Raw genomic sequence first — 21,228 nt, forward strand, 5'->3', positions numbered from 1 at the left:
TGGGTTCATCTCTGGAGCGACGAATGACCATCGAAGCTGTCCGCACCTCTTCGCGATCGCAAAAGCCCGACAGTGCCGTCTGGGTGCCCGTAGCGACCGGGCTGTGGGTGGGCAACACTGCGGGTGACTTCATCGGGATGATCGAGAAGGTTTCCGCTCGAGCCTACGCAGCCCAAAACGGGCGAAGCGAAACGGTCGGCACGTTTTCGAGCCTCTTGGAGGCCAAGCGGGCAATCGAGCGGCGTAGTTGAGAGCGGTTCTGGTCACCGGCGCCTCGACCGGGATCGGAGCAGCGGTCGCGCTCCGCTTTGCCGAGGCCGGCGATCGGGTCGTTGTTCACTACGCGAGCAATCAGGACGCAGCGGAAGAGACGCTTCGTTCTCTCCCGGGCGACGGGCACGCTGCGATCGAAGGCGACCTGAGTGTGCCCGGCGAAGCTGTGAACGTCGTGACCGCAGCGGCTGCTGCGGTCGGCCCGCTGGACGTTCTCGTGTGCAATGCCGGCGTCGCGCCGACTCCGGCCAACCGGCACGTCATCGGAGAAGTCGCGTACGACGACTGGGCTGCCACCTTCCGGAGGATGGTGGACGTGAACCTCATCGGTGCCGCTGATCTGGCGTGGGCGTTCGCGACGCAACTCATCGAACGCCAGACACCTGGCGCAATCGTCAACGTAGGGTCGCGGGGTGCCTTCCGAGGCGAACCCGAGTTCCCCGCCTACGCCGCCAGCAAGGCCGGCCTGCACGCACTGGGGCAGTCACTGGCCGTCGCACTTGCACCGCACGGGATCTCCGTCACCTCGGTCGCCCCCGGCTTCGTGGCCACTCCCCGCCAACTCAGCAAACTCGACGGCGAAGATGGTGACGTGCTCCGCGCGCAAAGCCCTTTCGGGCGCGTGGGCACCCCAGAGGAGATCGCTGCGGCCGTCTTCTGGCTTGCCTCGCCCGAAGCGGCGTGGTCTTCAGGCGCCATCCTCGATGCCAATGGTGCTTCGTACCTTCGGAGCTGAGAAGACAGGAGGCCTGAGATACGAGCGAGGCTGACGCGGACAAAGCAAAAGGCCCGGAATCTCAACGATTCCGGGCCTTCTCTGTTGCGGGGGCAGGATTTGAACCTACGACCTCTGGGTTATGAGCCCAGCGAGCTACCGAACTGCTCCACCCCGCGGCACAAGAAATGACTCTAGCACGGATAAATGAAGGGCGCCAATCGGCGCCGTCGATCCATTGACGCAAGACCTCGCGACTTCATCACGAGGTGGGCTTGGCGGCCACCAGGCTCAGCGCGAGAGGCAGCCAGCGATCCTCTGGCCACCCGTACATCCCGTTCCCGATGGGAACCAGGTACGGAAACATCCGCCACGGAAGTTGATCGTGCTCGGCCAGACGATCGATTCGCAGGCCGGCGTCGAGAAGTGAGGTCATCACCTCGGATAGCGGATGCATCCACTCCCACGTCCGGGTGTTCTCCAGCACCGCCGACTCGTCGGCATAGTCCGTGACGTCGTCGAAGATATCCGGTTCGGTCTGAGCGTACGGATACCTGAACACCGGCAGCGCTATCGCTTCGTCGGGATCGGCATCGAACACCTGTGCGGACGGGTGGCTGTCGGCGAAGTACAACGACCCACCGGGTTTGAGGAACCACTCAACGATGCGCGCCCACTCCCCCACGTCAGGCAGCCAGCCGATCGTTCCCCACGTCGTGAAGACGAGATCGAACGAGTCAGGCTCGGGCAGCGCGTGCCTGGCGTCATAGATGTTCGCAGCGACGAAGCGCGAGCGGTCGGCGAGGCCGATCTCGTCAGCCAGGCTGCGTGCCTCACGGACTGCTGCCATCGAGAAGTCCAGGCCAATGACGGATGCCCCCCGCTGGGCGAGCGTCAACGTGTCGGCCCCGAAATGGCACTGAAGGTGCAGCACCCGTTTCCCAGTGAGGTCGAACCGACCATCGTCGCCGGGAAACAGCAACTGGAGCTCGGCCTCATCGACGGGCGTCAGCGTTCCGGCTCCCGCCCGAAGCGGATCCTGATCGTAGAAATCGCTGTGGATATGGATGGGAACGCGCTCGTCCCACTGTGCCCGGTTGGCCTCGAGCCACTCTCCCGAACGCAGGTTAACGCGAAGTGGGGCGCTTGACGATTTCTCGGTCATGCGCCCCACAGTATCGCGTCGGTTACGGGTTGAGCAGAGCCAGGGCCCTCGCGAGTGCATCGCTCAGGCGAGCGTCAGCCTCGCCATATGCAGCCCAGTCACCCTCGGCCAATGCTGCTGCCTTTTCGTCCATTGCTGTCTTCGCAGCGGCAAGTGCGTCGCGCAACTCCTGGTCGGCAACAGGGTCTGTGGTACCGGGATCTTCACCCTCGCCTGCGTCCGGTTCGGTCGGAGCATCCGGAGTATCCGGGCCCTCAGTGTCAGGCGTGTTGCCATCACCAGCGCTTGCACCGGAGTCTCCACCGAAGAGGGAGTCCAGGGCTTCGTCGAGGGTGTCCTCGAACGCGATCTGGTCACCGAACGCGACGAGCACCTTCTGCAGCAGCGGGTAGCTCGTTTCACCGGTCGACTGGACATAGACGGGCTGGACGTAGAGCAGTCCGCCACCGACAGGCAGGGTCAGCAGGTTACCGTTGAGCACCTTCGACTGTCCCTGCTTCAACAGGTTGATCAGAGATGACACTTCGGTGTCGGTGTTGAACGCGTTCTGCACCTGGCCCGGGCCTGGAACGGTGACGTCCTTCGGCAGGGTCAGGAGTCGCAGCTTGCCGTAATCGTCTCCTGGTTTGCCGTCCTCTGCACCAGCATCGGCGTCCACCGCGAGGTACCCCGTGAGCACGCTCGATGCGCTGTCTCCCGTTCCTCGGGGTACGAAGGTGGAGTACAGCGAGAACGACGGTGAATCCTGGCCCGGCATCTGCATGGTCAGGTAGTACGGCGGCTGAAGCTCGGCTTCAGCCGCGTCGGACTGCGGGTCGGCCGGAGTCGACCAGGCGTCGGTCTTCGAGTAGAACTTGCCAGCGTCGGTCACGTGGTACTGACCGAGGATCTGGCGCTGCACCTTGAAGAGGTCCGACGGGTACCGGACGTGGCTCATCAGGTCGCCACTCATCTTCGAAATCGGCTCGAGAGACGACGGGTAGATCTTCTGCCAGGTCTTGAGGATGGCGTCTTCGGTGTCCCAGGCGTACAGGGTCACCGAACCGTCGTAGGCGTCGACCGTCGCCTTGACCGAGTTGCGGATGTAGTTGATGTCGTCGAGCGCGAACCGCTGGTTGTTGGTCGCCGAATCGCTGATCGCCGTCGACAGGCCGACCGTGCGCGAGTACGGGTAGGCGTCAGACGTCGTGTAGCCGTCGACGATCCAGACGACGCGCCCGTCGACCACGCTGGGGTACGGGTCAGAGTCGAGCGTCAGGTACGGCGCGACCTTCTTCACACGCGTGGCGGGGTCACGGTCGTAGATGATCTGCGACTCGCTCGTGACGTCATCCGAGAGGAAGATCTGCTCCGACTGGAACTTGAGTGCGAAGACAAGCTTGTTGAGAATCGTGTCGAGCTTCGGCCCACCGTCACCCTTGAAGGTGTTGTAGGTCTCCGACTCGCCCTCTTCACCGGACGGGTAGTCCAACTCCACCGGCTTGTTCCCCTTCGGGGCACCGATGATCGAGTACTCAGGCGACGCCTCGCCGAAGTAGATACGCGGCTCGAAGTCACCGAGGGCGCCGGATGTCGGGATCCCGGATTCGAGGAAGACAGGCTGGCCGTCGACGGAACGCTGGTTTCCGTAAGCGGCGACGAGGCCATAACCGTGGGTGTAGACGAAGGTGTTGTTCACCCAGGTGTCTTCGGGATCCTGCCGGAGTTCACGAAGCGCGACGACCGCATCCTGGCTTTCACCATCGATCTGGTACCTGTCGACGTCGAGGTCCGGCGAGAAGGAGTAGTAGTTCTTGAACCGCTCAAGCTGGGAGATCGACGGGCTGACGAGCGCGGGGTCGATGATACGGATGGATGCCGTGGTCTCAGCGTCCTGACGCAGTGCGCCTTCAGCGGCATCCGTCGTTGCGTTGTACGGAATCTCCTCGACATCCGCGACGTCGTATGCATCTCGGGTGAGGTCGATGTTGCGCTGAATGTACGGCGTCTCGAGCGTCTTCGCGTTCGGGTCGACCTGGAAGCGCTGGACGACCCACGGGTAGGCGGTGCCGACGAGAAGCCCAGCGACGAGAAGAAGGGCTGTTCCCACAACGGGGAGGCGCCAGCGCCCGATGAAAGCGGTGACGAGGAAGAGCACTGCGACGAGAGCCGCGATGCCGGCGAGGATGACCCGTCCGGGGATGGTCGCGTTGTCGTCGGTGTAGTTCGCACCGGTGATCAGATCACCGGTCTGGTTGAGCGTCACGTACTGGTCGAGCCAGATCGACACAGCCTGAAGCGCGATGTAGAGACCGGCGAGGATCGCGATCTGGATCCGCGCCGCCTTGGAGATACGCAGGTCACGACCAGAGACACGGATCGACCCGTACAGGTAGCTCACGGCGATGGTGAGCAGCGTTGCGAGGAGGACCACGGCGGAGGCGAACCCGACGACGCCGCGGAAGAACGGAAGCTCGAAGAAGTAGAACGATACGTCGAGTCCGAACTGGGGGTCGGTCTTGCCAACCGGCGTCCGGTTCAGCCACATGAGGACGACTTCCCAGCGCGTGGCTGCGGCGAAACCAGCGAACAGGCCCAACACGACGGGGATGCCGTAGGTCGCGAGGCGACGGAGAGGCTCGACGAGCTCCTGGTAACGGTCGAGCTGGCTGCTCAGCTTCGCGTAGACCGGCCGGAGGCGGTACGCGAGCATGATGCTCGCCCAGACCGGAAGCGCCATGCCGACGAAGCCGATGACGAACATCACTGAGGAGGCGATCCACTGCGTGGTCAGAACGTTGGCGAAGCCCAGTTGGGCAAACCAGAGGAAGTCGGTATATAACCCCGCGAAGATGAAGAACGCGACCACCAGCACGCCGACGACGGCCGCGGTGATGGCGAGCGGGGCTCGGCTGCGGTTGGGAGTGGAACTGGCTGATGATGCGGATGTCACGTGTGGCCTCTGTCAGTTTTCGGGGTTCGACATCAAGTCTACGGGGATCCGCACGGTGGAAGCTGTGAGCTAGCCTCTGCCCTCAGGGCGCTCGCAGGTGGGCAGCGCGTCAATCCCGTTATCTCTTGCGACCGCTTCGAGAGCCGTGAGTGCGTCGTCGAGCGTCGCGACGCTGAGAACGCGGAGCCCGTCGGGGACGTGCCCGACTACTTCGTTGCAGTTGGCCTCCGGCGCGAGGAAGTATCCCGCTCCCGCGTCGACCGCGCCGAAGAGCTTCTGGCGGATGCCTCCGATTGGACCGACGACGCCCTGCGCGTCGATCGTTCCCGTGCCCGCGACGTTCTTGCCTCCGTTGAGTTCGCCGGGTGTCATCTTGTCGATGATGCCGAGGGCGAACATCATCCCGGCGCTCGGACCACCGACGTTGTCGAGCTGGATGGTGACGTCGACAGGAAACTCGTAGAGCACCTTCGTCGCGATACCGATGATCGACGTCTCTTCGCCGTCAGCCGACTCCGCGGAAACCGGGGTGATGGCGACAGTCTCCAGGTCGCCGCCGCGGCGGACCTCGAAGTCCGCCGGAGAACCGCTGCCGTTCGCCGCGATCGCGTCGCGGAGCGAGTTGAGGTCGGTTACCTTCGTGCCATTGACGGCGAGTATCTCGTCGTCAACCTCGAGCTTGCCCTCCGCCGGCGCACCATCAGCGACCTGACCGACCGCGAGCTGGGAAGGGAACTCGAAATCGAGTTCGGAGAGGGCCGCAGCGACGGCATCCTGTTGCGAATCGACCATGAGCGCGGCGTTCTCTGCCTCGCGTTGTTCGGTGGTCACCCCTTCGGGGAACAGAGCGTCGACCGGCACGATCGCTTTGCTCGGCGAGAACCAGGCCATCGCAACTTCGAACCAGCTCGGTCGCTGTTCACGATTGCCGACCGCCTGCACGGTGAGCATGTCGAGCGAACCTGCGGTCTCGTAAGTGCGGGCCCCTTCGACGGTGACCATTGGAACCTCATCGTCCTTGATCTCGACCGACCCGAGCGTGTTGAACACGGGTCCTGGCTGCTGGATCACGTACGAGGTGGGCCAGAGCGCGAGGCCCAGAAGCAGAACAAACGAAATGGCGAGTGCCAGCCAGCCTCGATTTCGCCGTCGGCGTACGCGCTCCATGCTTGCCAGCTCTGCCTCGGAGTACAGCGCCTGCGGTGGAGTGCCGGCGGGGTTTTCAGTGAAGAGACTCATCGTGCCTTTCGTCTGTTCGCGACGGGCGGACACCTGCCCGGGGCAGCCACGCGAATCTCAAGGGTTCACCGACTAGCGTAGATCCCGCAACCGAATGCTGTCTGAAAGGTGGCCTCTGTGCCCGACGAATCCGACAAGAACCCTGAGGACGACTTCCGTGACATGCTGCGGCAGTTCCTGGCCGGGAACGCCGGTATCGATCCCAGCCAGCTCGCGGGAGCTGCCGGGCTCCCCGGTGATCCTGCAGCCGTCAACGCCATGATCAGCCAACTCCGCAACGCTCTGCAGGGCGCTGGCGACGGCTCCATCAACTGGAAGGCGGCGACGGACCAGGCTGTGACTCTCGCAACCACCGGCGCCGTTCCGACGTCGCCTGAGCAGCGCACAGCACTCGACCAGGCCTTCTCCATCGCCGCTCTGTGGCTCGATGACGTCACCGGTATCAGTGAGCTCACGAGCGTGCCCCGGCTGGTTAGCCGCGCCGAGTGGGTGCGCGCAACGATGCCCGTGTGGACGCAACTCGCCGAGCCCGTCGCGACGAGCATCTCCGACGCTCTCACCGGTGTCCTCCGGGATCAGGCGCCCGAGGAGTTCCAGGGCATGGTCGAGAATGCGGGTGCTCTGCTCCGCAGCATCGGCGGCGCGCTGTTCGCCATGCAGCTCGGCCAGGTCGTCGGACAGCTGTCGACCGAGGTCGTGTCGGGTGGAGACATCGGGATTCCCCTCCTCGACGACAACCAGGCCGCAATCCTCCCCCAGAACGTCACGGCGTTCGGCGAGGGTCTCGACATTCCCGAGGACCAGATTCACCTCTATCTTGCTGTGCGAGAGATCGCACACGCGCGGCTCTTCCGGCACGCCCGCTGGCTTCGCCTTCACCTCATCTCATCGATCACAGAGTTCGCCCGTGGCATCCGGATCGACACCGACCGCCTCGAGAGCCTCGCCGAAGGATTTGACCCCTCGAATCCCGAGGAACTCCGCCAGGCCATGGTCGACGGCTCGCTCATCCCGCCGAAGAGCGACGCCCAGCTCGCCACCCTCGCCCGTCTGGAGACGACCCTCGCGCTCGTCGAGGGCTGGGTCGACGTGGTCACGGCCCGGGCGACCTCGCGCCTGCCCAAGGCGGATGCCATCGCCGAGATGGTCCGCCGTCGCCGCGCGACGGGTGGTCCCGCTGAATCGGCGTTCTCGACCCTCGTTGGCCTCGAACTCCGTCCGCGCCGGCTCCGTGAAGCTGCCGCGATGTGGCAGCAGATCACGGATGCCGTCGGTGACGACGCGCGGGACGATCTCTGGTCGCACCCCGACGTGATCCCGACCGGCGGCGACATCGACGACCCGGCCGCGCTCATCGCCCGCCTTGAGGCTCGCGCCCGTGGCGAGGTCCCTGAGCCGGACGACATGGACACCGCCCTCGAGAACCTGCTCCGCGGCGAAGACGGATCCGCTTCGGGCTCGAGCTCAGACGAGGACACGCCTCCGTCGGTCTGACCGGTCGAGCTCCGGACCTGTGCTGACGGCATCCACCCTGTACGGATGATCGGCCGGGACCCGCGAAAGGGGCGGCGCGCAAGGGCGTCATTCGGGGGTCGGTCAGGGGTCTGGCTTCGGCAACCCTAGGATGGGGACGTCTGAGGGGAGACACCGTGGTCGAGGTCGACAACACTGAGCTGAAGCGTGCGCGAGTGATCGGTCGGCATCGTCGAACCGGTGTCGGTGTCCTTGTGGCATTGGCCCTGGTTGTGGCACCGAGCGTCGCACCCTCTTCTTCACCGGAGGCTCACGCGGCGACAGCACCGGTCGTCACGAGGTTATCCGGTCTCGATCGCTATGCCACCGCAGTAGAGATCTCCAAGGCAGGGTTTGCGTCAGGTGCCGGGACCGTCTATCTCGCCACCGGTGCGAACTATCCCGACGCCCTGTCCGCGGCGCCAGCCGCAGCCGCGGCTGATGCCCCCCTGCTGCTCACGCCGGCTGACCGCCTTCCTGCCACTGTCCGGTCAGAGATCCTCAGACTGAAACCGACATCGGTCGTTCTCCTGGGTGGAACAACCGTCGTCTCTGATGCCGTCGTAGCGGATGTGACTTCCCTCGGTGCCGTCGTCACACGGATCGCTGGCGCAGACCGATATGAGACATCCCGCCAGCTCGCCGAGCACGCCTTTCCTGAGGCGACCACCGCGTACATTGCGACGGGAACCGACTATCCAGACGCGTTGGCGGCTTCCGCTGCCGCTGGCGCTGTGGACGCACCAGTGGTACTCGTCGACGGGAAGAAACCCACCGTCGCTACCCCCACCGTCGAGGCGTTGTCGACCGTGACCACGGCGATCATCGCCGGTGGCGCTGCTGTCATCTCAACCGGAATCGAAAACGCCCTCAAGCAGGCAGGCAAAACGGTTCGCCGTGACGCGGGAGCGGATCGGTATCTCACCGCGCTTGCCATCAACAAGGCCGCGTTCCCCACGGCCACGCGCATCCACATCGCCAACGGGTCGTCGTTCGCCGACGCTCTTGCTGGAGCATCACTCGCGGGCAATCGCGGTGATCCGCTCTACCTCTCGCCCCAGGGATGCCTGAGCTCACCAGTCTCGACGGACATCACCACTCGCCTGCGGGCCACCGAAGTGACCCTGCTTGGTGGGCCGCTGGTCCTCCACAACCGCGTGGGAACCCTCGTCGACTGCGCGACCGCTCGCGCCAGTTCAAACGCGGCGTTGAGCGCACGGCTCAATTCCGAACTTCCCAAACTTGCTGGGTCCTACGCTGTGTCTGTGCGGGAACTGTCAGGCGTCGGCACTGCCGTGAGCATCCGAGGCGCCGATGCGAAGGAGCCGGCGAGCACCATGAAGCTGTTCGCCGTGTACGCGGCGCTCAAGCGAATCGATCAGGGACGCCTGTACTACTCAAGCCGAACGTCTTCGGGCACAACCGTTGCAGATTGCATGCGAGTTGCCATCCATATTTCCGATAATCCGTGCCACCACGAACTGATGGCACTCGTCGGCACAACGAGCATGAACTCTCAGTTCGCAGCGGAGGGATACAGCCGGACCCACTACGCAGGCCGGGTCAACGGTACTTACTATTCCAGTAAGACAAGCAGCACCAATGATCTCAACCAACTCCTCACCAGGCTGCACAACGGCACCCTGCTGAGTGCTTCTTCTACCAACTACATGCTCACGCTCATGAAGACACAACTGTGGAAGAACCGCATCGCGGTCGGACTGCCTGCGAAGGTTGTCCACGGTTCAAAGATCGGCCTTCTCTGGGTCTCGTCAGGTCTCGTCGAGAACGACTCGGCGATCGTCTATGCACCAAATGGAACCTACGTCCTCTCGGTTCTCGGCAGCCGAAACGCCACCAAATCCGGGATCGCACGTATCTCGCGCGTTGTCTACGAGCACTTCAACGGAGGCTTTGGCGCGGCGGCGTCATACCCCGTGCTCAACATGTACGCGAAGCAACCGGTGGTGCTCTATTCGCGTCCTGGCAGCGGCACAATCCGCACACTCGCGTATGGGACCCAGGTCGAGGCCATCGACAGCGTGCGCACCTGGTACCGGGTTCGGGTCGGCTCACAGTACGGCTACATCAACAGTTCAGGACTTGGCAACCGGTACTGACGCGGAGCCTGTGGATAATCCGCGCGCCGTATCGGCGGGTGCGGAAGGATTCCCGGCATGCTTTACAGACTCGACCCCCGCTACCCGATCGTCTGGCGGAACACCACGTCTCTGCAGATCGGGGCAGAACATCCGGTCGCACGCCTCGAGGAGGTAACTCCAGCGATCGAACATCTTCTCGGAGCGCTGATGGCGGGAACCAGTCGCCTGCAACTTGACCGGCTGGCTGAGCGGGTGGGCGCGGAACCGGCCGTTGTGGATTCCTTCCTCGCCGCCGTCGCCCCCGCTTTACTCCCCGAGGAGCGGCACAGGGAGGCGCCGGGGTGGGTCGTCGACGGGGAGGGGAAGACGGCCGACGGCATCCGCTCACTTCTCGTGGCATCCGGTTTTCCGGAAGCGTCTCCGGAGACGGGCCCGCCCGCCGTCGCTGTACTCGTCTCGACTCACGTCATCGACCCTCGCCGGTATGTGCGCTGGCTCAGCCTCGACGTGCCGCACCTGGCCGTGATCTATACCGATATCGGCGTGCAGATCGGCCCAATGGTCGAACCGGGTTCGGGACCTTGCCTGCACTGCCTCGCCCGCGAACGCACCGACACGGATGCCGCGTGGCCGGCGATGGCGTCACAGTTGCTCGGTCAACCGTCGTTCGCGGAGCGCGAGCCTCTGATCAGCGAAGTGTGCGCCCGCGTTGCCCGGATAGTGACGGCACGGCTGGAGGACGGCTCGAACGACCTCGTGTCTGCGTCGCTCAGGATCGACGCGTTCCGTGTGTCAGGGAGCCGGACCGAGCACCGGCCGCACCCGGAGTGCGGATGCCGATCTCTGCCAGAAAACGTGAGCGCTCCCTGGGCTGGGGTGACCGCACCGAACGCTCCGACCATGACATGAAGAGCTTCGATCGCGCACGCGTGATGCCGACGTACATGAGCCGTCGTTCTTCATCCACCTGATCGAAGGTCTTGGCGTAGCTGATCGGCACAAGGCCTTCGCTCAGGCCGAGGAGGTAGACGACATCCCACTCGAGTCCCTTGGCCGAGTGCAGGGTAGCGAGGGTGACAGCGGACACCGTCGGTTCATGCTGCCCCGCCTGCCGTTCGAGCAACTCATCGGTGAACTGACGGAACGTCGTGTCGGGGGGCGCCTGATCGACGAGGGCCATGATCGCGTTGAGTGACTCCCACTTGTCGCGAACGGCCCCAGCGGTCTCCGGCGCGACCTGGGTCCAGCCGAGAGAGCGCAGGACGTCGCTGACTGATTTGAACAGCGGCTCGCCGGTGACCGAGACGGATGCTCCGCGAAGCGCCATGATCGCCTGACGGACCTCGGGCAGGTCGAAGAACCGCTTGCTGCCCCGCAACAGGTACGAGATACCGGCGTCGCCGAGTGCCGTTTCGAGAATCGCGGCCTGCACGTTCACCCGGTACAGGATGGCGATGTGTTCGGGTTTCGTTCCCGCTTCAATCTGCTCGAGAACCGACTGCGCGATGGCGCGCGCTTCGGCCATGTCATTCGGGTAACTTGTGATTTCCGGCAACGGCGCATTCTCGGCACTGCGGCTGGCGTGGAGGCTGAGCGCCCCGGGACGACCGCGCATGAGCCGGTTGGCAGTGTCGACGATTTGCGGAGTCGAGCGATAGTTCTGTTCGAGCCGCACCACCGTGGCATCCGGATGGCGCGCCGGGAAATCGAGCAGAAAGTCACTGCGTGCACCGGCGAAGGAATAGATGGTCTGGCTGGCGTCTCCCACGACGCACACGTCGTTCCTGCCGCCGATCCACAGCTCGAGGAGTTGTTGCTGGAGGGGTGACACGTCCTGGTACTCGTCGACCACGAAGAACCGGTACTGCTCGTGGACCTGCATCGCCACCGCTGGTTCGGTCTGGATCATGCCGGCGCAGGCCAGGAGCACGTCCTCGAAGTCCAGTTGCCTGCGTTCGTCCTTGAGGTCCTCGTACGTTCTGAGCATGTCGGCGACCTGATCGATCGCGAGGTTTTGCGGCGTCGGACGATTCGCTGAAGCGTACTCGTCGATGCTCAGCCCTGACACCTTCCGCCACTCGACCTCCGCCGCGATGTCACGCAGGGTGGCGGTGTCGAGCTTGAGGTGGAGCCGCTCGGCGGCATGACCGAGCATCTTGCCTTTGCTCGTAATGAGCGCCGGCATGATGCCGCCAACGGTGTGCGGCCAGAAGTAGTTGAGCTGGCTGAGCGCTGCTGCGTGGAAGGTGCGCGCAGCAACTCCCCCGGCACCGAGATGGCGAAGCCTCGAGCGGAGTTCGGCCGCGGCGCGGTTGGTGAAGGTCAGCGCCATGACGCGGTTGGCCGCGTACGTCCCGGTCGCGACGCCGTGGGCGATCCTGTGGGTGATCGCGCGGGTCTTTCCGGTGCCGGCGCCGGCAAGCACGCAGACCGGCCCGCGGAGCGCTTCGGCCGCGACTCGCTGGTCGTCGTCGAGTCCTGCGAGCAGGTCGCCTGGTTCGATTCCGCTCATGCCCGCGTGTCAGCCGATTCGGTCACGGCGAGGCGTGCTGTTTCGGCGAGGTCCGGTCCACCGTCCGCGACGAGCCACAGGTCGATGAGATGTCGGGCAATCGATGTCGACCCTGGAAGAAGGAGTGTGCCGACTTCGCTGCGGAGTTGTTCCCGGCTGAGCCAGCGCAGGTCCACGATCTCCTCCCCGTCTGGCAGGAGCGCATCGGGATCTTCTCCCTGAGCGACGCGAGCAGAGAAGCCGAACATCATCGATCGCGGAAACGGCCACGGCTGTGAGCCCAGGTATTGCGGGTTCTCGACGCGCACCCCGGATTCTTCCGCGATCTCCCGGCAGACGGCGCTCTCCAGGGACTCGCCCGCCTCGACGAAACCGGCGAGGAGCGAATAGCGGCCCTCTGGCCAGAGCACGTTAGAGCCGAGCAGGAGCCGGTCGTCGTTGTCGAGAACGAGCACGATGACGGCGGGATCCGTGCGCGGAAAAATCTGTGTCTTGCAGGCGGGGCAGCGCCGCGCCCAGCCGGCGAGTTCGATTCGGGTTTCTGTCCCGCAGCGGTGACAGTGGGTTGTCGATCCGTGCCAGTTCGCCAGCGCCACAGCAGCCGTCATCAGGGCCGAGTCCCCCGGTTCCAGCGCAGCGCCCGAGTCTCGAAGTGAGACCCAGCGATCGGGGTCCGCTTCGAGAGCCGTGGCGCCGGCATCCGTCACCAGCGCGGCGATAACGGGCGCACCTGACTCCGCTGCCGGGCCCTCCTCGACTGTCCTGCCGAGGTAGAACAGGGACGTGGCGCCATCGGCGGCGGATGCACCGGCGAGAGCGAGACGGTCTCCGCTCATCAGGGTCTTGCCGTTCCACAGTGGCAGGACGCGGCAGGACGGATCGTCTTCCAATTCCGCGAACAGATCGGGCCGGATGCGCACGTCAGCATCACGATTGACGGCACTTCGAGCGAGCGGAAGGTCCGTGAGCGCACCAAGAACGAACAAAAGCACTCCCACCTGCAAGGGCGTGGCGAATAGCTGCCACAGGGCCGGGCAACCTAACCTAGATGCCATGGCCAGATCGCATCTAACTCTAGCCGCGTTGGCTACTTCAGCTGTCGCGGACCTGCAGATCCTCGGCGCAGGTCCGTTCGGACATGGGACGACCGGGGACTTCGACTCAGCGCTGCTCCGCACCGGAGACAACCGCGAACTGGTGGTTCGGGTTCCCGCGAACGAGCGCGCCGCGAGCGAGCAGTCGGTGGAGCTCATCGCCCTTCAGGCCATGACCGCGGGCATCCGCAGCCGTCTCCCGTTCGATGTACCCAGCGTCGTCGGCCAGGGCTCGACGCGAGGAACACGCGTGGTGGTCTACAACTACCTGCCCGGCTACAACGTGGAGGCCACGGACATTCCCGCCGGTGACGGCGCCGCGACGTCGATCGGCGCCGCGATCGCGGCCATCCACACCCTCCCCGGTTCGTTCGTCGCCGAGGTCGGGCTGCCTCACCTCACCGCCGAGGAATGCCGGAACGAAGCGCGCAGTGTCATCGAACGCGCAGCGTCGACGCGACTGTTGCCGACCGCGGTCCGCAAGCGGTGGACGGATGCTGCCGCCGATGACGGCCTGTGGCAGTTCCAGCCGACCGTGATCCATGGATCGCTCAGCGCCGACTCGTTCATCCTCACCGACCACGATGTCGGTCCGATCGTCACCGGTGTCCTCGGCTGGGGTTCACTCCGCGTCGGTGACCCCGCTCGCGACCTGCACTGGCTCAGCGGAGCGGGAGAAGCAGCGGAGAGCGTACTCGCCGCCTACCGGTCGTCTGCGACACGGTCACCAGATCGGCTGCTCGTTCAGCGGTCGATGCTCCACGCCGAACTTGAGCTCGCCCGCTGGCTCCTGCACGGGGTCGACGCGAGGGATCAGACGATCATCGACGACGCGGTCGGGTTGCTCGACGGACTTGTCGACCATGTACTTGGCGATCTCATGAATCCGCTCTCCAACACCACCGGCCCGATCCTCGCCGTCTCAGATGTCGAGGACATGCTGAGCCGCACGCCCCAGTCGAGCGCACCGGCAGGTTCCACCGGCATCGGTATGCAGACCGACAGCTACGACCGCTCCGAGCTCGAGGCGGTATTCGGACGGGATGCCGAGCGTGTCGACGACGAGGCCGACGCCAACGTCTCAGACGATGACACCTCCGGTGAGCACGGTGAGCGTGGTGCGGCAAAAGGCCCTGCCGTCGCCGGGAAGCGCGATGCTCACCCGGATGCGGTCGAGACCGGACCGATCAACGTCGTCTCGTCCGAGGACGCCGCGTCCGACATCATCGCCGCTCGGGGCGACCGGGGAGACGCGGGCTATACCGCCGAACTCGACTTCTCGGCACTCGAGCTGGCCGAGTCCGGTGAGGTCACTCCCCTGACCCAGCGCCGGCCCAACTCTTCGGCCGAGTAGAGAGTCGCCGGGCGGATCACCCGGTCGTCGGTGACGTAGTAGAACACAGCGTCGATGAGCTCAGTCGGCACGTTCTTCCACTGGGCGAACGCGAGGCGGTACAGCGCGAGCTGATACTGTCGCTCCTCGAGCTCGGCAGCGGTCTTCGGCGCTTTTCCCGTTTTCCAGTCCACGATCTGGTAGCGCCCATAGCGTTCGTAGACGGCGTCGAGCTTGCAGATGATGATCTGCTCGCCGAGCACAAAATTGATTTCCCGCTCGACCTCGACCGGGCGAAGGTTCGCCCACTCGGAGGCTTCAAAGGTGCGCTGCAGGACCGAAAGCTCCTCGAGTTCACGTTGCTCGAGGGGCAGCAGCGTGCCTGATGCATCGTCCAGGTCCTGCTCCAGAAGGCTGGAGTCGAGCGACTCCTGCCCGCCTGCGATGCCGGAGCGCTGCTCGACCCAACTGTGGAACAGGGTGCCGAGGCGGGTCTGGCGGTAGGGCCGTTCCGGGAGAGGACGGCGCATGCGGGTGGCCAGCCCCGGGGCATCCGTGACGAATTCCTTGAACCGGGAGGCCGGCACCCGGTCGGGCATCGCCACGTATTCGTCGGAGGAGAGCCGGGCCTCGCGTTCGGCGAGGAGCAGCGCGATGTCATTCGACCAGACGGTCGGCAGGGTCGGGTCGGCGCTGCGGACGGCATCGGCCGCCGCCACGACGGTTGGTGCGCGTGCCCCGAGCGGGTCGAGCGGCCAGGACACCTCGTTCTGGACGTCGGCGAGCGGGTTCTCCTCGAACTGTGACTCGTCGGGCAGCCCGTCACAGCTCGACGGCACAGCGGCGACGATCTCCTGGAGGAATCGACCTGGCCCGCGCGGCTTCGACTGGGTTGCCCAGAATGAGCCGCTCGCGAGGAGTGCGTCTTTCGCACGGGTGACAGCGACGTAGGCGAGCCGCCGCTGCTCTGCCGCGTTGCGGTCCTCGAGCCCGTCGCCGAACGCGGCGTAGGCGGCGTCGAAGTCGCTCTGCGTGGACGCCGAACGCCAGGCGAGGGTCGGCAGCTCGGCGCGGTCACCGCGGAACTCGTACGGGAGCTCACCGAATGCGGTCCAGCCCCGCTTGCTGCGGAGGGTGCCGGGAAGTTCGTCGCGAACCATGCGCGGGACGGCGACGCTGTCCCATTCGAGCCCCTTCGAGCCGTGGATCGTGAGGATCTGCACGGTTCCGGGCTCGGGGTCTTCACCGCGCGGACTGAGATTCTCGCGGCGTTCCGCCTCGGCCAGCCACGACAGGAACGGCCCGAGGGTGCCACCCTCATCGACGGCGAGGTACGAGGCAATCTGCTCCGAAAACGCGTCGAGACTCGCTTGTCCGAGCGGGTTCTGGTCGTTCGCAGCGACCTCGATGTCGAGCAGGAGTTCCTGCACCACGAGGTTCACGAGGTCGTACAGGTCCAGACCGGAGCGCCGGCGGAGAGCGGCGAGTTGACGGGCAACGAGTCGCATCCGACGGATGCCTTCGGCGCTGAATTCGCGGAGCGCCGTGTGGTTCGCCGGTGCGGTCTGAAGGAAGTCGAGGGCATCGACGATGGATTTGCCGTCGTCGTGGGCCGCCGAGGCTGCGATCTTCTCGCGGACGTCTTCGGCGATGAGCCGCTGGGACAGGTCTCGATCGGCGAGCCACCGGGCCAGGCCACTGAGCGCCTTGATGTCACGCGGCCCGATGCGCCATCGGGCGCCAGTGAGAAGCCGCACCAGTTCTGAGCCCGCTGTCGGGTCGTGGAGAACCCGGAGGGCAGCGACGAGGTCGACGACGACGGGCTGCTCGAGCAATCCCGCGACGCCGAGGATGTGGAAGGGAACGTTATTGCGCCGGAGCGCCTCGGTGAAGACGTCGACCTTCTTAAGGGAGCGGCAGAGGAGTGCGGCGCTTCGCTGCCCGCCCCTGGCCGACTCGCGGGTGATTTCGGTGGCGAGCCAGCGTGCGACGGCGTCTGCCTCCTCGACGACCGTCTCGGCGAAGACGACGGAGATGTCGCCGGGGCCAGCGTGCGGTGCGCTGGCCAGACGACGCACGGGCACGCCCGGAGTCGCAGGGAGCGGCCCCACGATGGCGTTGGCGGCGTCGAGCACCCGACCCGAGTTTCGCCAGCTCGTCGACAGCGCAAACGCATCTGCCGTGCCGGCCGGTGCGAAGTCGGCGGAGAAGCGGGCGAGGTTCGCAGCGCTCGCGCCGCGCCAGCCGTAAATGGACTGGTTGGGGTCACCGACAGCCATGACCGCGTGCCCGGCGAAGAGGCGCGAGAGTAGATCGGTTTGCACGACCGAGGTGTCCTGGTACTCATCGAGAATGATGACCCCGAAGCGTGAGCGGTACTCCTCCACCACTCGCGGCACGCGGCGGCAGATCTCGAGTGCCAGGGCGACCTGGTCGCTGAACTCGACGAAACCAAGACGCTGCTTTTCGGCCGCGAATCGTTCGGCGAGGTCGAGGATCAGCCCGAGAGAGCCGATGTCGGCGACCGCGTCGGTCACCGACTTGTACGGCACGCGTTTCGTTGACGAGCCGTCGTGGAGGGGAAGCTCGCCGAGGCGGAGGAAATCCGCCGCGAACGAACGGATGTCATCGGTGCGGCCGGTGGCATCGTTGTCGCTGAGCGCGTGGCTGAGCGCGACCACTGCTGCCGTCACCTGATCGACACTCTTGTCGATGCCAACGAGGCGATCGTCTGCGCTGTCGACGACGATCTGCCGGGCCAGGCGCCATGCCGACGCCTCGGTGATGACTGTCGCGTCCGGTTCGCGCCCGATGAGCCGGGCATACTCACGGAAAAGTCCGCTTGCGAACGAGTTGTAGGTGGCGATCGTGGGCGCCTCGAGCACATCGATGCCGAGGCTCGGGTTCTCCTCTCGCTGAAGATCCTGCAACTGACCGATCCGTTTGCCGACGCGCTCGGCCAGTTCTCCTGCGGCCTTGCGGGTGAAGGTCAGGCCGAGGATCTCGGGCACGCGTACTTTGCCGTTCGCGAGAAGCCAGACGATGCGGTTGGCCATGGTCTCGGTCTTGCCACTGCCGGCACCCGCGACGACGAGCGCCGGGCTCAGGTCGGCCTCGATCACGGCGACCTGCTCGGCCGTGGGCTGGGGAAGGCCGAGCTTCTCGGCGATGTCGCGTGCAGACAGAGTGACGCCGGTCATGCACTCACCGCCGCGACAAGGTGAATGCGGTACATCGGATCTGCCTTCGGGTCCCGTTCGTCGAGATTCGGGTTGCCGGTGAACTCTGCGGCGGCCATGCCATGGCCGGCGGTGACGACCCTCGTGGTGAACGCGTCTCGCTCGTCGTCGGTCATGGGCTGCTGGGCCAGCACCTTGTAGTTCTTGCCGCGGGTACCACCGGAAACATACAGCAGGGTTGCTCCTCCTGACGGGTCGTCCGGAGTCGTCCCCTCGATCGCCCCTGCCGCGAGCGCGAGCTGGTACCCGCCGAGCTGCGGGTTCTCGTCGACCTTCGATTTCGACGGAGCCGTCTTGCCTGTCTTCAGGTCGACGATCACGATTTCTCCGCTGGGAAGCCGCTCGACGCGGTCGATGGTCCCAGATAGCCGCACCTGGCCGAGCGTCACGCTGAACTTTCCCTCCGCGCCGATGGCCTCGCTTCCTGCCCGATGGAAGTCGGTGAGGTAGTCGGACAGTCCCTCGACCAGCCGGTAAGTGAGCCGGCGCTGCCGCTCCGCGAGCCATGGCGCTTCGAAATACAGTTCGGACCAGTGTTCGTCGATGTGTTGCCAGAGCCGTTCGACGCTGACGTCGTCGTCGGTGAGTTCAGCCGCAGGTATCCGGCCCGCCTTCTCCATGGCAGCATGCACGACCGTGCCAATACCGGCGGCGAGTCCTGACGGCGCTGCCGCCATGGTGTCGATGAACCAGGCGAGGCCGGACTTCTCGAACGTCTCGAGTTTGGACGGAGACACCGGCACAACCGACTCCGGGTCGGTCAGGTCGACCAGCGGAGCTGTCGTCGACGGTTCGAGCAGGCCGTACCACTCCTCCGGGTCCGCTCCGGGCACTCCCTCGGCGGCGAGGCGGGCGAGAGCCGATGCCGCGTGCGGGTCACCCGACGTGACCAGCCGTCTGCGCAGGCTTCCGACCATGCCCCGGAGAGACAGCGGATGCTCACCGTCGGCACGGCGCACAGGCTCGACCGCCCGGATGGCCGGGAAGCGGAGAAAGGCTGACGGCTGCTCGTCGTCGTTGACCGTAGCCGAGAGCACGACCTGCGTTCGTGCCCTCGAGATCGCGAGAGCGAACATCCGCAATTCATCGGACAGGACCTCGGCCCTGGCGTCGAGGTCGGCGACCGGGAGCCCGGCGGCGAGCTGGCTGAGGTGATGCGGGTAGAGCAACGATCCCCGCAACTGCGGGTTGGGCCAGGCTCCGTCCTGCAGTCCGGCGACCACGACGACGTCGAACTCGCTCCCGACGACCGAGCTCGGGGTTCCGAGAAAGACAGCGTCTGCCGCCGACTGCGGGGTGAGGGAATCCTCGGGTACTTCGGACGCGAGGATTTCGTCGACGAACCGGCCCGCGGGCTCGGCCGGGTGTCTTTCGACGAACCGCTTCGCGGCGGTGAACAGCGCCATGACGCTGTCGAGGTTGCGGTTCGCTTCGTCGGCGGCGAGACCGGATCCGAGCGCCTGCGCCGACCAGGTCGAGGCGAGGGAACTGCGTTCCCAGAACAGCCAGAGCAGTTCTTCGATGCTCGCTCCGGCGTCAGCGGCTCCCCGGGCCTCTGCGAGTGTCCTGGCGAACCTCCCCGCTGCCCGTGCCGCTGCGGAGTCAATGGTCGTGAAACGCCCTGGCTGCTCGAGCGCATCGACGAGGAGGTCATCTCCTGATCGGGTGCCGGCACCCGCCAGCTCTTCGTGCCGGAGCGCGCGGCGGATCCGCCGCAGCGAGATTCCATCGAGGCCGCACAGAGGCCCGGTCAGAAGCGATGTGGCCAGTTCTGCCGAGGGCTCGGTGCGGCCGAGCACGAACGCGACTGCGGAGATCAGCTGGGCGGAGGCATACTCGGCCCGGATGGTGCGGCCTCCTGCCGGGGCCGCCGCTGGAACCTCGGCGAGCGCGAGCGCACGCGCGAGAACCGGAATCGTTGCGCCCGACCGGACGATCACGGCCAGGCGCGACCACGGGATGTTCCCGAACAAGTGGTGTTCGCGTAGCACTCGGGCGATCTGCTGGTGCTCGGCGGCTGTCGACGTGGCCTCAAGGCGCACGATGGCGGGCACCTGATCAATGGTGAACTCGTCACGCTCGACTGCCAGAGCGCTGCGGTGCGCGATCGCCCCCGCTGTGCCTACCCGCTCGGTCACCTGCCGGACAAGCGAACGGATGTCGTCGCCATGACGGTACGACGTGGAGAGCGTGTGCCGCTCCACCGGGACGCCGAGCGCACTCCCCAGGCTGGCGAGTGCCGCCGGATCGGATCCCCTGAAGGTGCTCGACGTGACATCCGGATCTCCGAATGCGACGACAGCGACACCCCGGCGGGCCAGGGCGCGCAGAAGAGCGAGCGCAGACGGCCCCTGCTCCTGGAAGTCATCGATCACGACGAGGCGCAGCGATTCGAGACCGAAGCCTCGCGAAATCTCGGTTGTCGCCTGAGCGACGATCTCGGCCGAGTCCAGATAGTCACCACCGAAGCTGTCGACCACTCCCTCGTACTCGGCGATGAACCGGGCAGCTGCGACCCATTCGGGTCGCCCGTGCTGACGGCCGAGCCTCGCGAGAGACTCCGGGCGCAGGCCTGCCTCGACGGTTCGCATCATGAGCTCGCGCAACTCGGTCCGGAAACCCTTGAGGCGGCGCACATCGGCAACGAGCGGTTCGGGCCAGTCCGGCCCGCTGCCGTCGGTTTCGTGCCAGGCGAGGAGTTCCGCAATGACTGTGTCCTGCTCGGCGCCGGTCAGAAGCCGGGGCTGCTCCCTGCCCTCGAGGGAAGCCCGCGCGCTGACGATCGAGAACGCGACGGAACTGAGGGTGCGGGCGAGCGGGCCTTCGGTCGGGACGCCGACTCGCAGCGCGAGCCGATCACGAAGCGCTGCGGCGGCGCGGCGATTGGGGGCGAGAACGAGCACCTCGGCAGGGCTGTACCCGCGGGCGAGAATGCGCTCGGCAACGAGCTCAACCACCGTCGACGTCTTGCCTGTGCCTGGTGCCCCGCTGACCGCCGCGCTCGCACCGTCCGCGACGTCCAGGACCGCCTGCTGCGAAGCATCCGGAACCAGCAGTTCTCCTGCCACCGTCACACGTCGTGTGCTCTGAAATCCGCGTATCGCCACGACAG

General features: G+C 65.7%; 12 protein-coding genes, 1 tRNA gene and 1 pseudogene. 6 read left to right on the forward strand and 8 right to left on the reverse strand.

The window, feature by feature from the left end:
* Positions 1-23 precede the first annotated feature (23 nt).
* Positions 24-251 carry a hypothetical protein gene (locus tag ACWA1Q_RS09545; protein WP_463756931.1) on the forward strand — a complete coding sequence of 76 codons (228 nt, stop codon included), beginning with the start codon at positions 24-26 and terminating at the stop codon, positions 249-251.
* A complete protein-coding gene (locus tag ACWA1Q_RS09550; RefSeq protein WP_463756933.1) occupies positions 248-1,009 on the forward strand; it encodes an SDR family NAD(P)-dependent oxidoreductase in 762 nt (253 codons plus the stop codon). The genes ACWA1Q_RS09545 and ACWA1Q_RS09550 overlap by 4 nt, the downstream gene beginning before the upstream one ends.
* An 84-nt stretch (positions 1,010-1,093) precedes the next feature.
* Here ACWA1Q_RS09550 and ACWA1Q_RS09555 read toward each other — a convergent pair.
* The 4 genes from ACWA1Q_RS09555 to ACWA1Q_RS09570 form a co-directional block, all read right to left on the reverse strand.
* Positions 1,094-1,167, reverse strand: a tRNA-Met gene (locus tag ACWA1Q_RS09555).
* Positions 1,168-1,250: 83 nt separating this feature from the next.
* Positions 1,251-2,153: a class I SAM-dependent methyltransferase gene (locus ACWA1Q_RS09560; protein WP_463756934.1), complete on the reverse strand. Its 903-nt coding sequence runs from the start codon at positions 2,151-2,153 to the stop codon at positions 1,251-1,253.
* 22 nt (positions 2,154-2,175) lie between these two features.
* Positions 2,176-5,085 carry a UPF0182 family membrane protein gene (locus tag ACWA1Q_RS09565; protein WP_463756935.1) on the reverse strand — a complete coding sequence of 970 codons (2,910 nt, stop codon included), beginning with the start codon at positions 5,083-5,085 and terminating at the stop codon, positions 2,176-2,178.
* A 69-nt stretch (positions 5,086-5,154) separates the two neighbouring features.
* Positions 5,155-6,324, reverse strand: coding sequence for a YlbL family protein (locus tag ACWA1Q_RS09570; protein WP_463756937.1), 1,170 nt, complete (start codon positions 6,322-6,324; stop codon positions 5,155-5,157).
* Positions 6,325-6,441: 117 nt separating this feature from the next.
* Between ACWA1Q_RS09570 and ACWA1Q_RS09575 the strand changes: the two genes are divergently transcribed.
* The 3 genes and pseudogenes from ACWA1Q_RS09575 to ACWA1Q_RS09585 all read left to right on the forward strand — a co-directional run.
* Positions 6,442-7,818, forward strand: a complete 1,377-nt coding sequence (locus ACWA1Q_RS09575) for a zinc-dependent metalloprotease (protein WP_463756938.1) — start codon at positions 6,442-6,444, stop codon at positions 7,816-7,818.
* A 155-nt stretch (positions 7,819-7,973) separates the two neighbouring features.
* On the forward strand, positions 7,974-9,956 hold the full coding sequence (locus ACWA1Q_RS09580) for a cell wall-binding repeat-containing protein (RefSeq protein ID WP_463756940.1): 1,983 nt from the start codon (positions 7,974-7,976) through the stop codon (positions 9,954-9,956).
* A gap of 540 nt (positions 9,957-10,496) precedes the next feature.
* Positions 10,497-10,751 (forward strand): annotated as a pseudogene (locus ACWA1Q_RS09585) (hypothetical protein); the annotation flags it as partial.
* Here the strand turns inward: ACWA1Q_RS09585 and ACWA1Q_RS09590 are convergent.
* Both ACWA1Q_RS09590 and nudC read right to left on the reverse strand, forming a co-directional pair.
* A complete protein-coding gene (locus ACWA1Q_RS09590) occupies positions 10,708-12,450 on the reverse strand; it encodes an ATP-dependent helicase (RefSeq protein ID WP_463756941.1) in 1,743 nt (580 codons plus the stop codon). The pseudogene ACWA1Q_RS09585 and the gene ACWA1Q_RS09590 overlap by 44 nt on opposite strands.
* Positions 12,447-13,442 (reverse strand): NAD(+) diphosphatase, encoded by a 996-nt coding sequence (gene nudC / locus ACWA1Q_RS09595; RefSeq protein ID WP_463756943.1) that lies wholly within the window; start codon positions 13,440-13,442, stop codon positions 12,447-12,449. Before nudC ends, ACWA1Q_RS09590 begins: the two co-directional genes overlap by 4 nt.
* Before the next feature lie 91 nt (positions 13,443-13,533).
* Here nudC and ACWA1Q_RS09600 point away from each other — a divergent pair, with 91 nt between their 5' ends.
* Positions 13,534-14,898, forward strand: a complete 1,365-nt coding sequence (locus ACWA1Q_RS09600; RefSeq protein ID WP_463756944.1) for a phosphotransferase — start codon at positions 13,534-13,536, stop codon at positions 14,896-14,898.
* On the opposite strand, the gene ACWA1Q_RS09605 is transcribed toward ACWA1Q_RS09600, so the two are convergent.
* Positions 14,802-18,077, reverse strand: a complete 3,276-nt coding sequence (locus ACWA1Q_RS09605) for an ATP-dependent DNA helicase (protein ID WP_463756946.1) — start codon at positions 18,075-18,077, stop codon at positions 14,802-14,804. The two genes, ACWA1Q_RS09600 and ACWA1Q_RS09605, sit on opposite strands and share 97 nt — an antisense overlap.
* Positions 18,074-21,223: a PD-(D/E)XK nuclease family protein gene (locus tag ACWA1Q_RS09610; RefSeq protein ID WP_463756947.1), complete on the reverse strand. Its 3,150-nt coding sequence runs from the start codon at positions 21,221-21,223 to the stop codon at positions 18,074-18,076. The genes ACWA1Q_RS09605 and ACWA1Q_RS09610 overlap by 4 nt, the downstream gene beginning before the upstream one ends.
* Between the last annotated feature and the right edge of the window lie 5 nt (positions 21,224-21,228).

The organism is Mycetocola sp. TRD_SC_2 (assembly GCF_055361225.1).

Excerpts from the sequence above, each read along its gene's own strand:
- ACWA1Q_RS09605 (WP_463756946.1), bottom strand. The coding sequence starts at position 18,077 with ATGACCGGCGTCACTCTGTCTGCACGCGACATCGCCGAGAAGCTCGGC.
- ACWA1Q_RS09590 (WP_463756941.1), bottom strand. The coding sequence starts at position 12,450 with ATGAGCGGAATCGAACCAGGCGACCTGCTCGCAGGACTCGACGACGAC.
- ACWA1Q_RS09545 (WP_463756931.1), top strand. The coding sequence starts at position 24 with ATGACCATCGAAGCTGTCCGCACCTCTTCGCGATCGCAAAAGCCCGAC.
- ACWA1Q_RS09560 (WP_463756934.1), bottom strand. The coding sequence starts at position 2,153 with ATGACCGAGAAATCGTCAAGCGCCCCACTTCGCGTTAACCTGCGTTCG.
- ACWA1Q_RS09570 (WP_463756937.1), bottom strand. The coding sequence starts at position 6,324 with ATGAGTCTCTTCACTGAAAACCCCGCCGGCACTCCACCGCAGGCGCTG.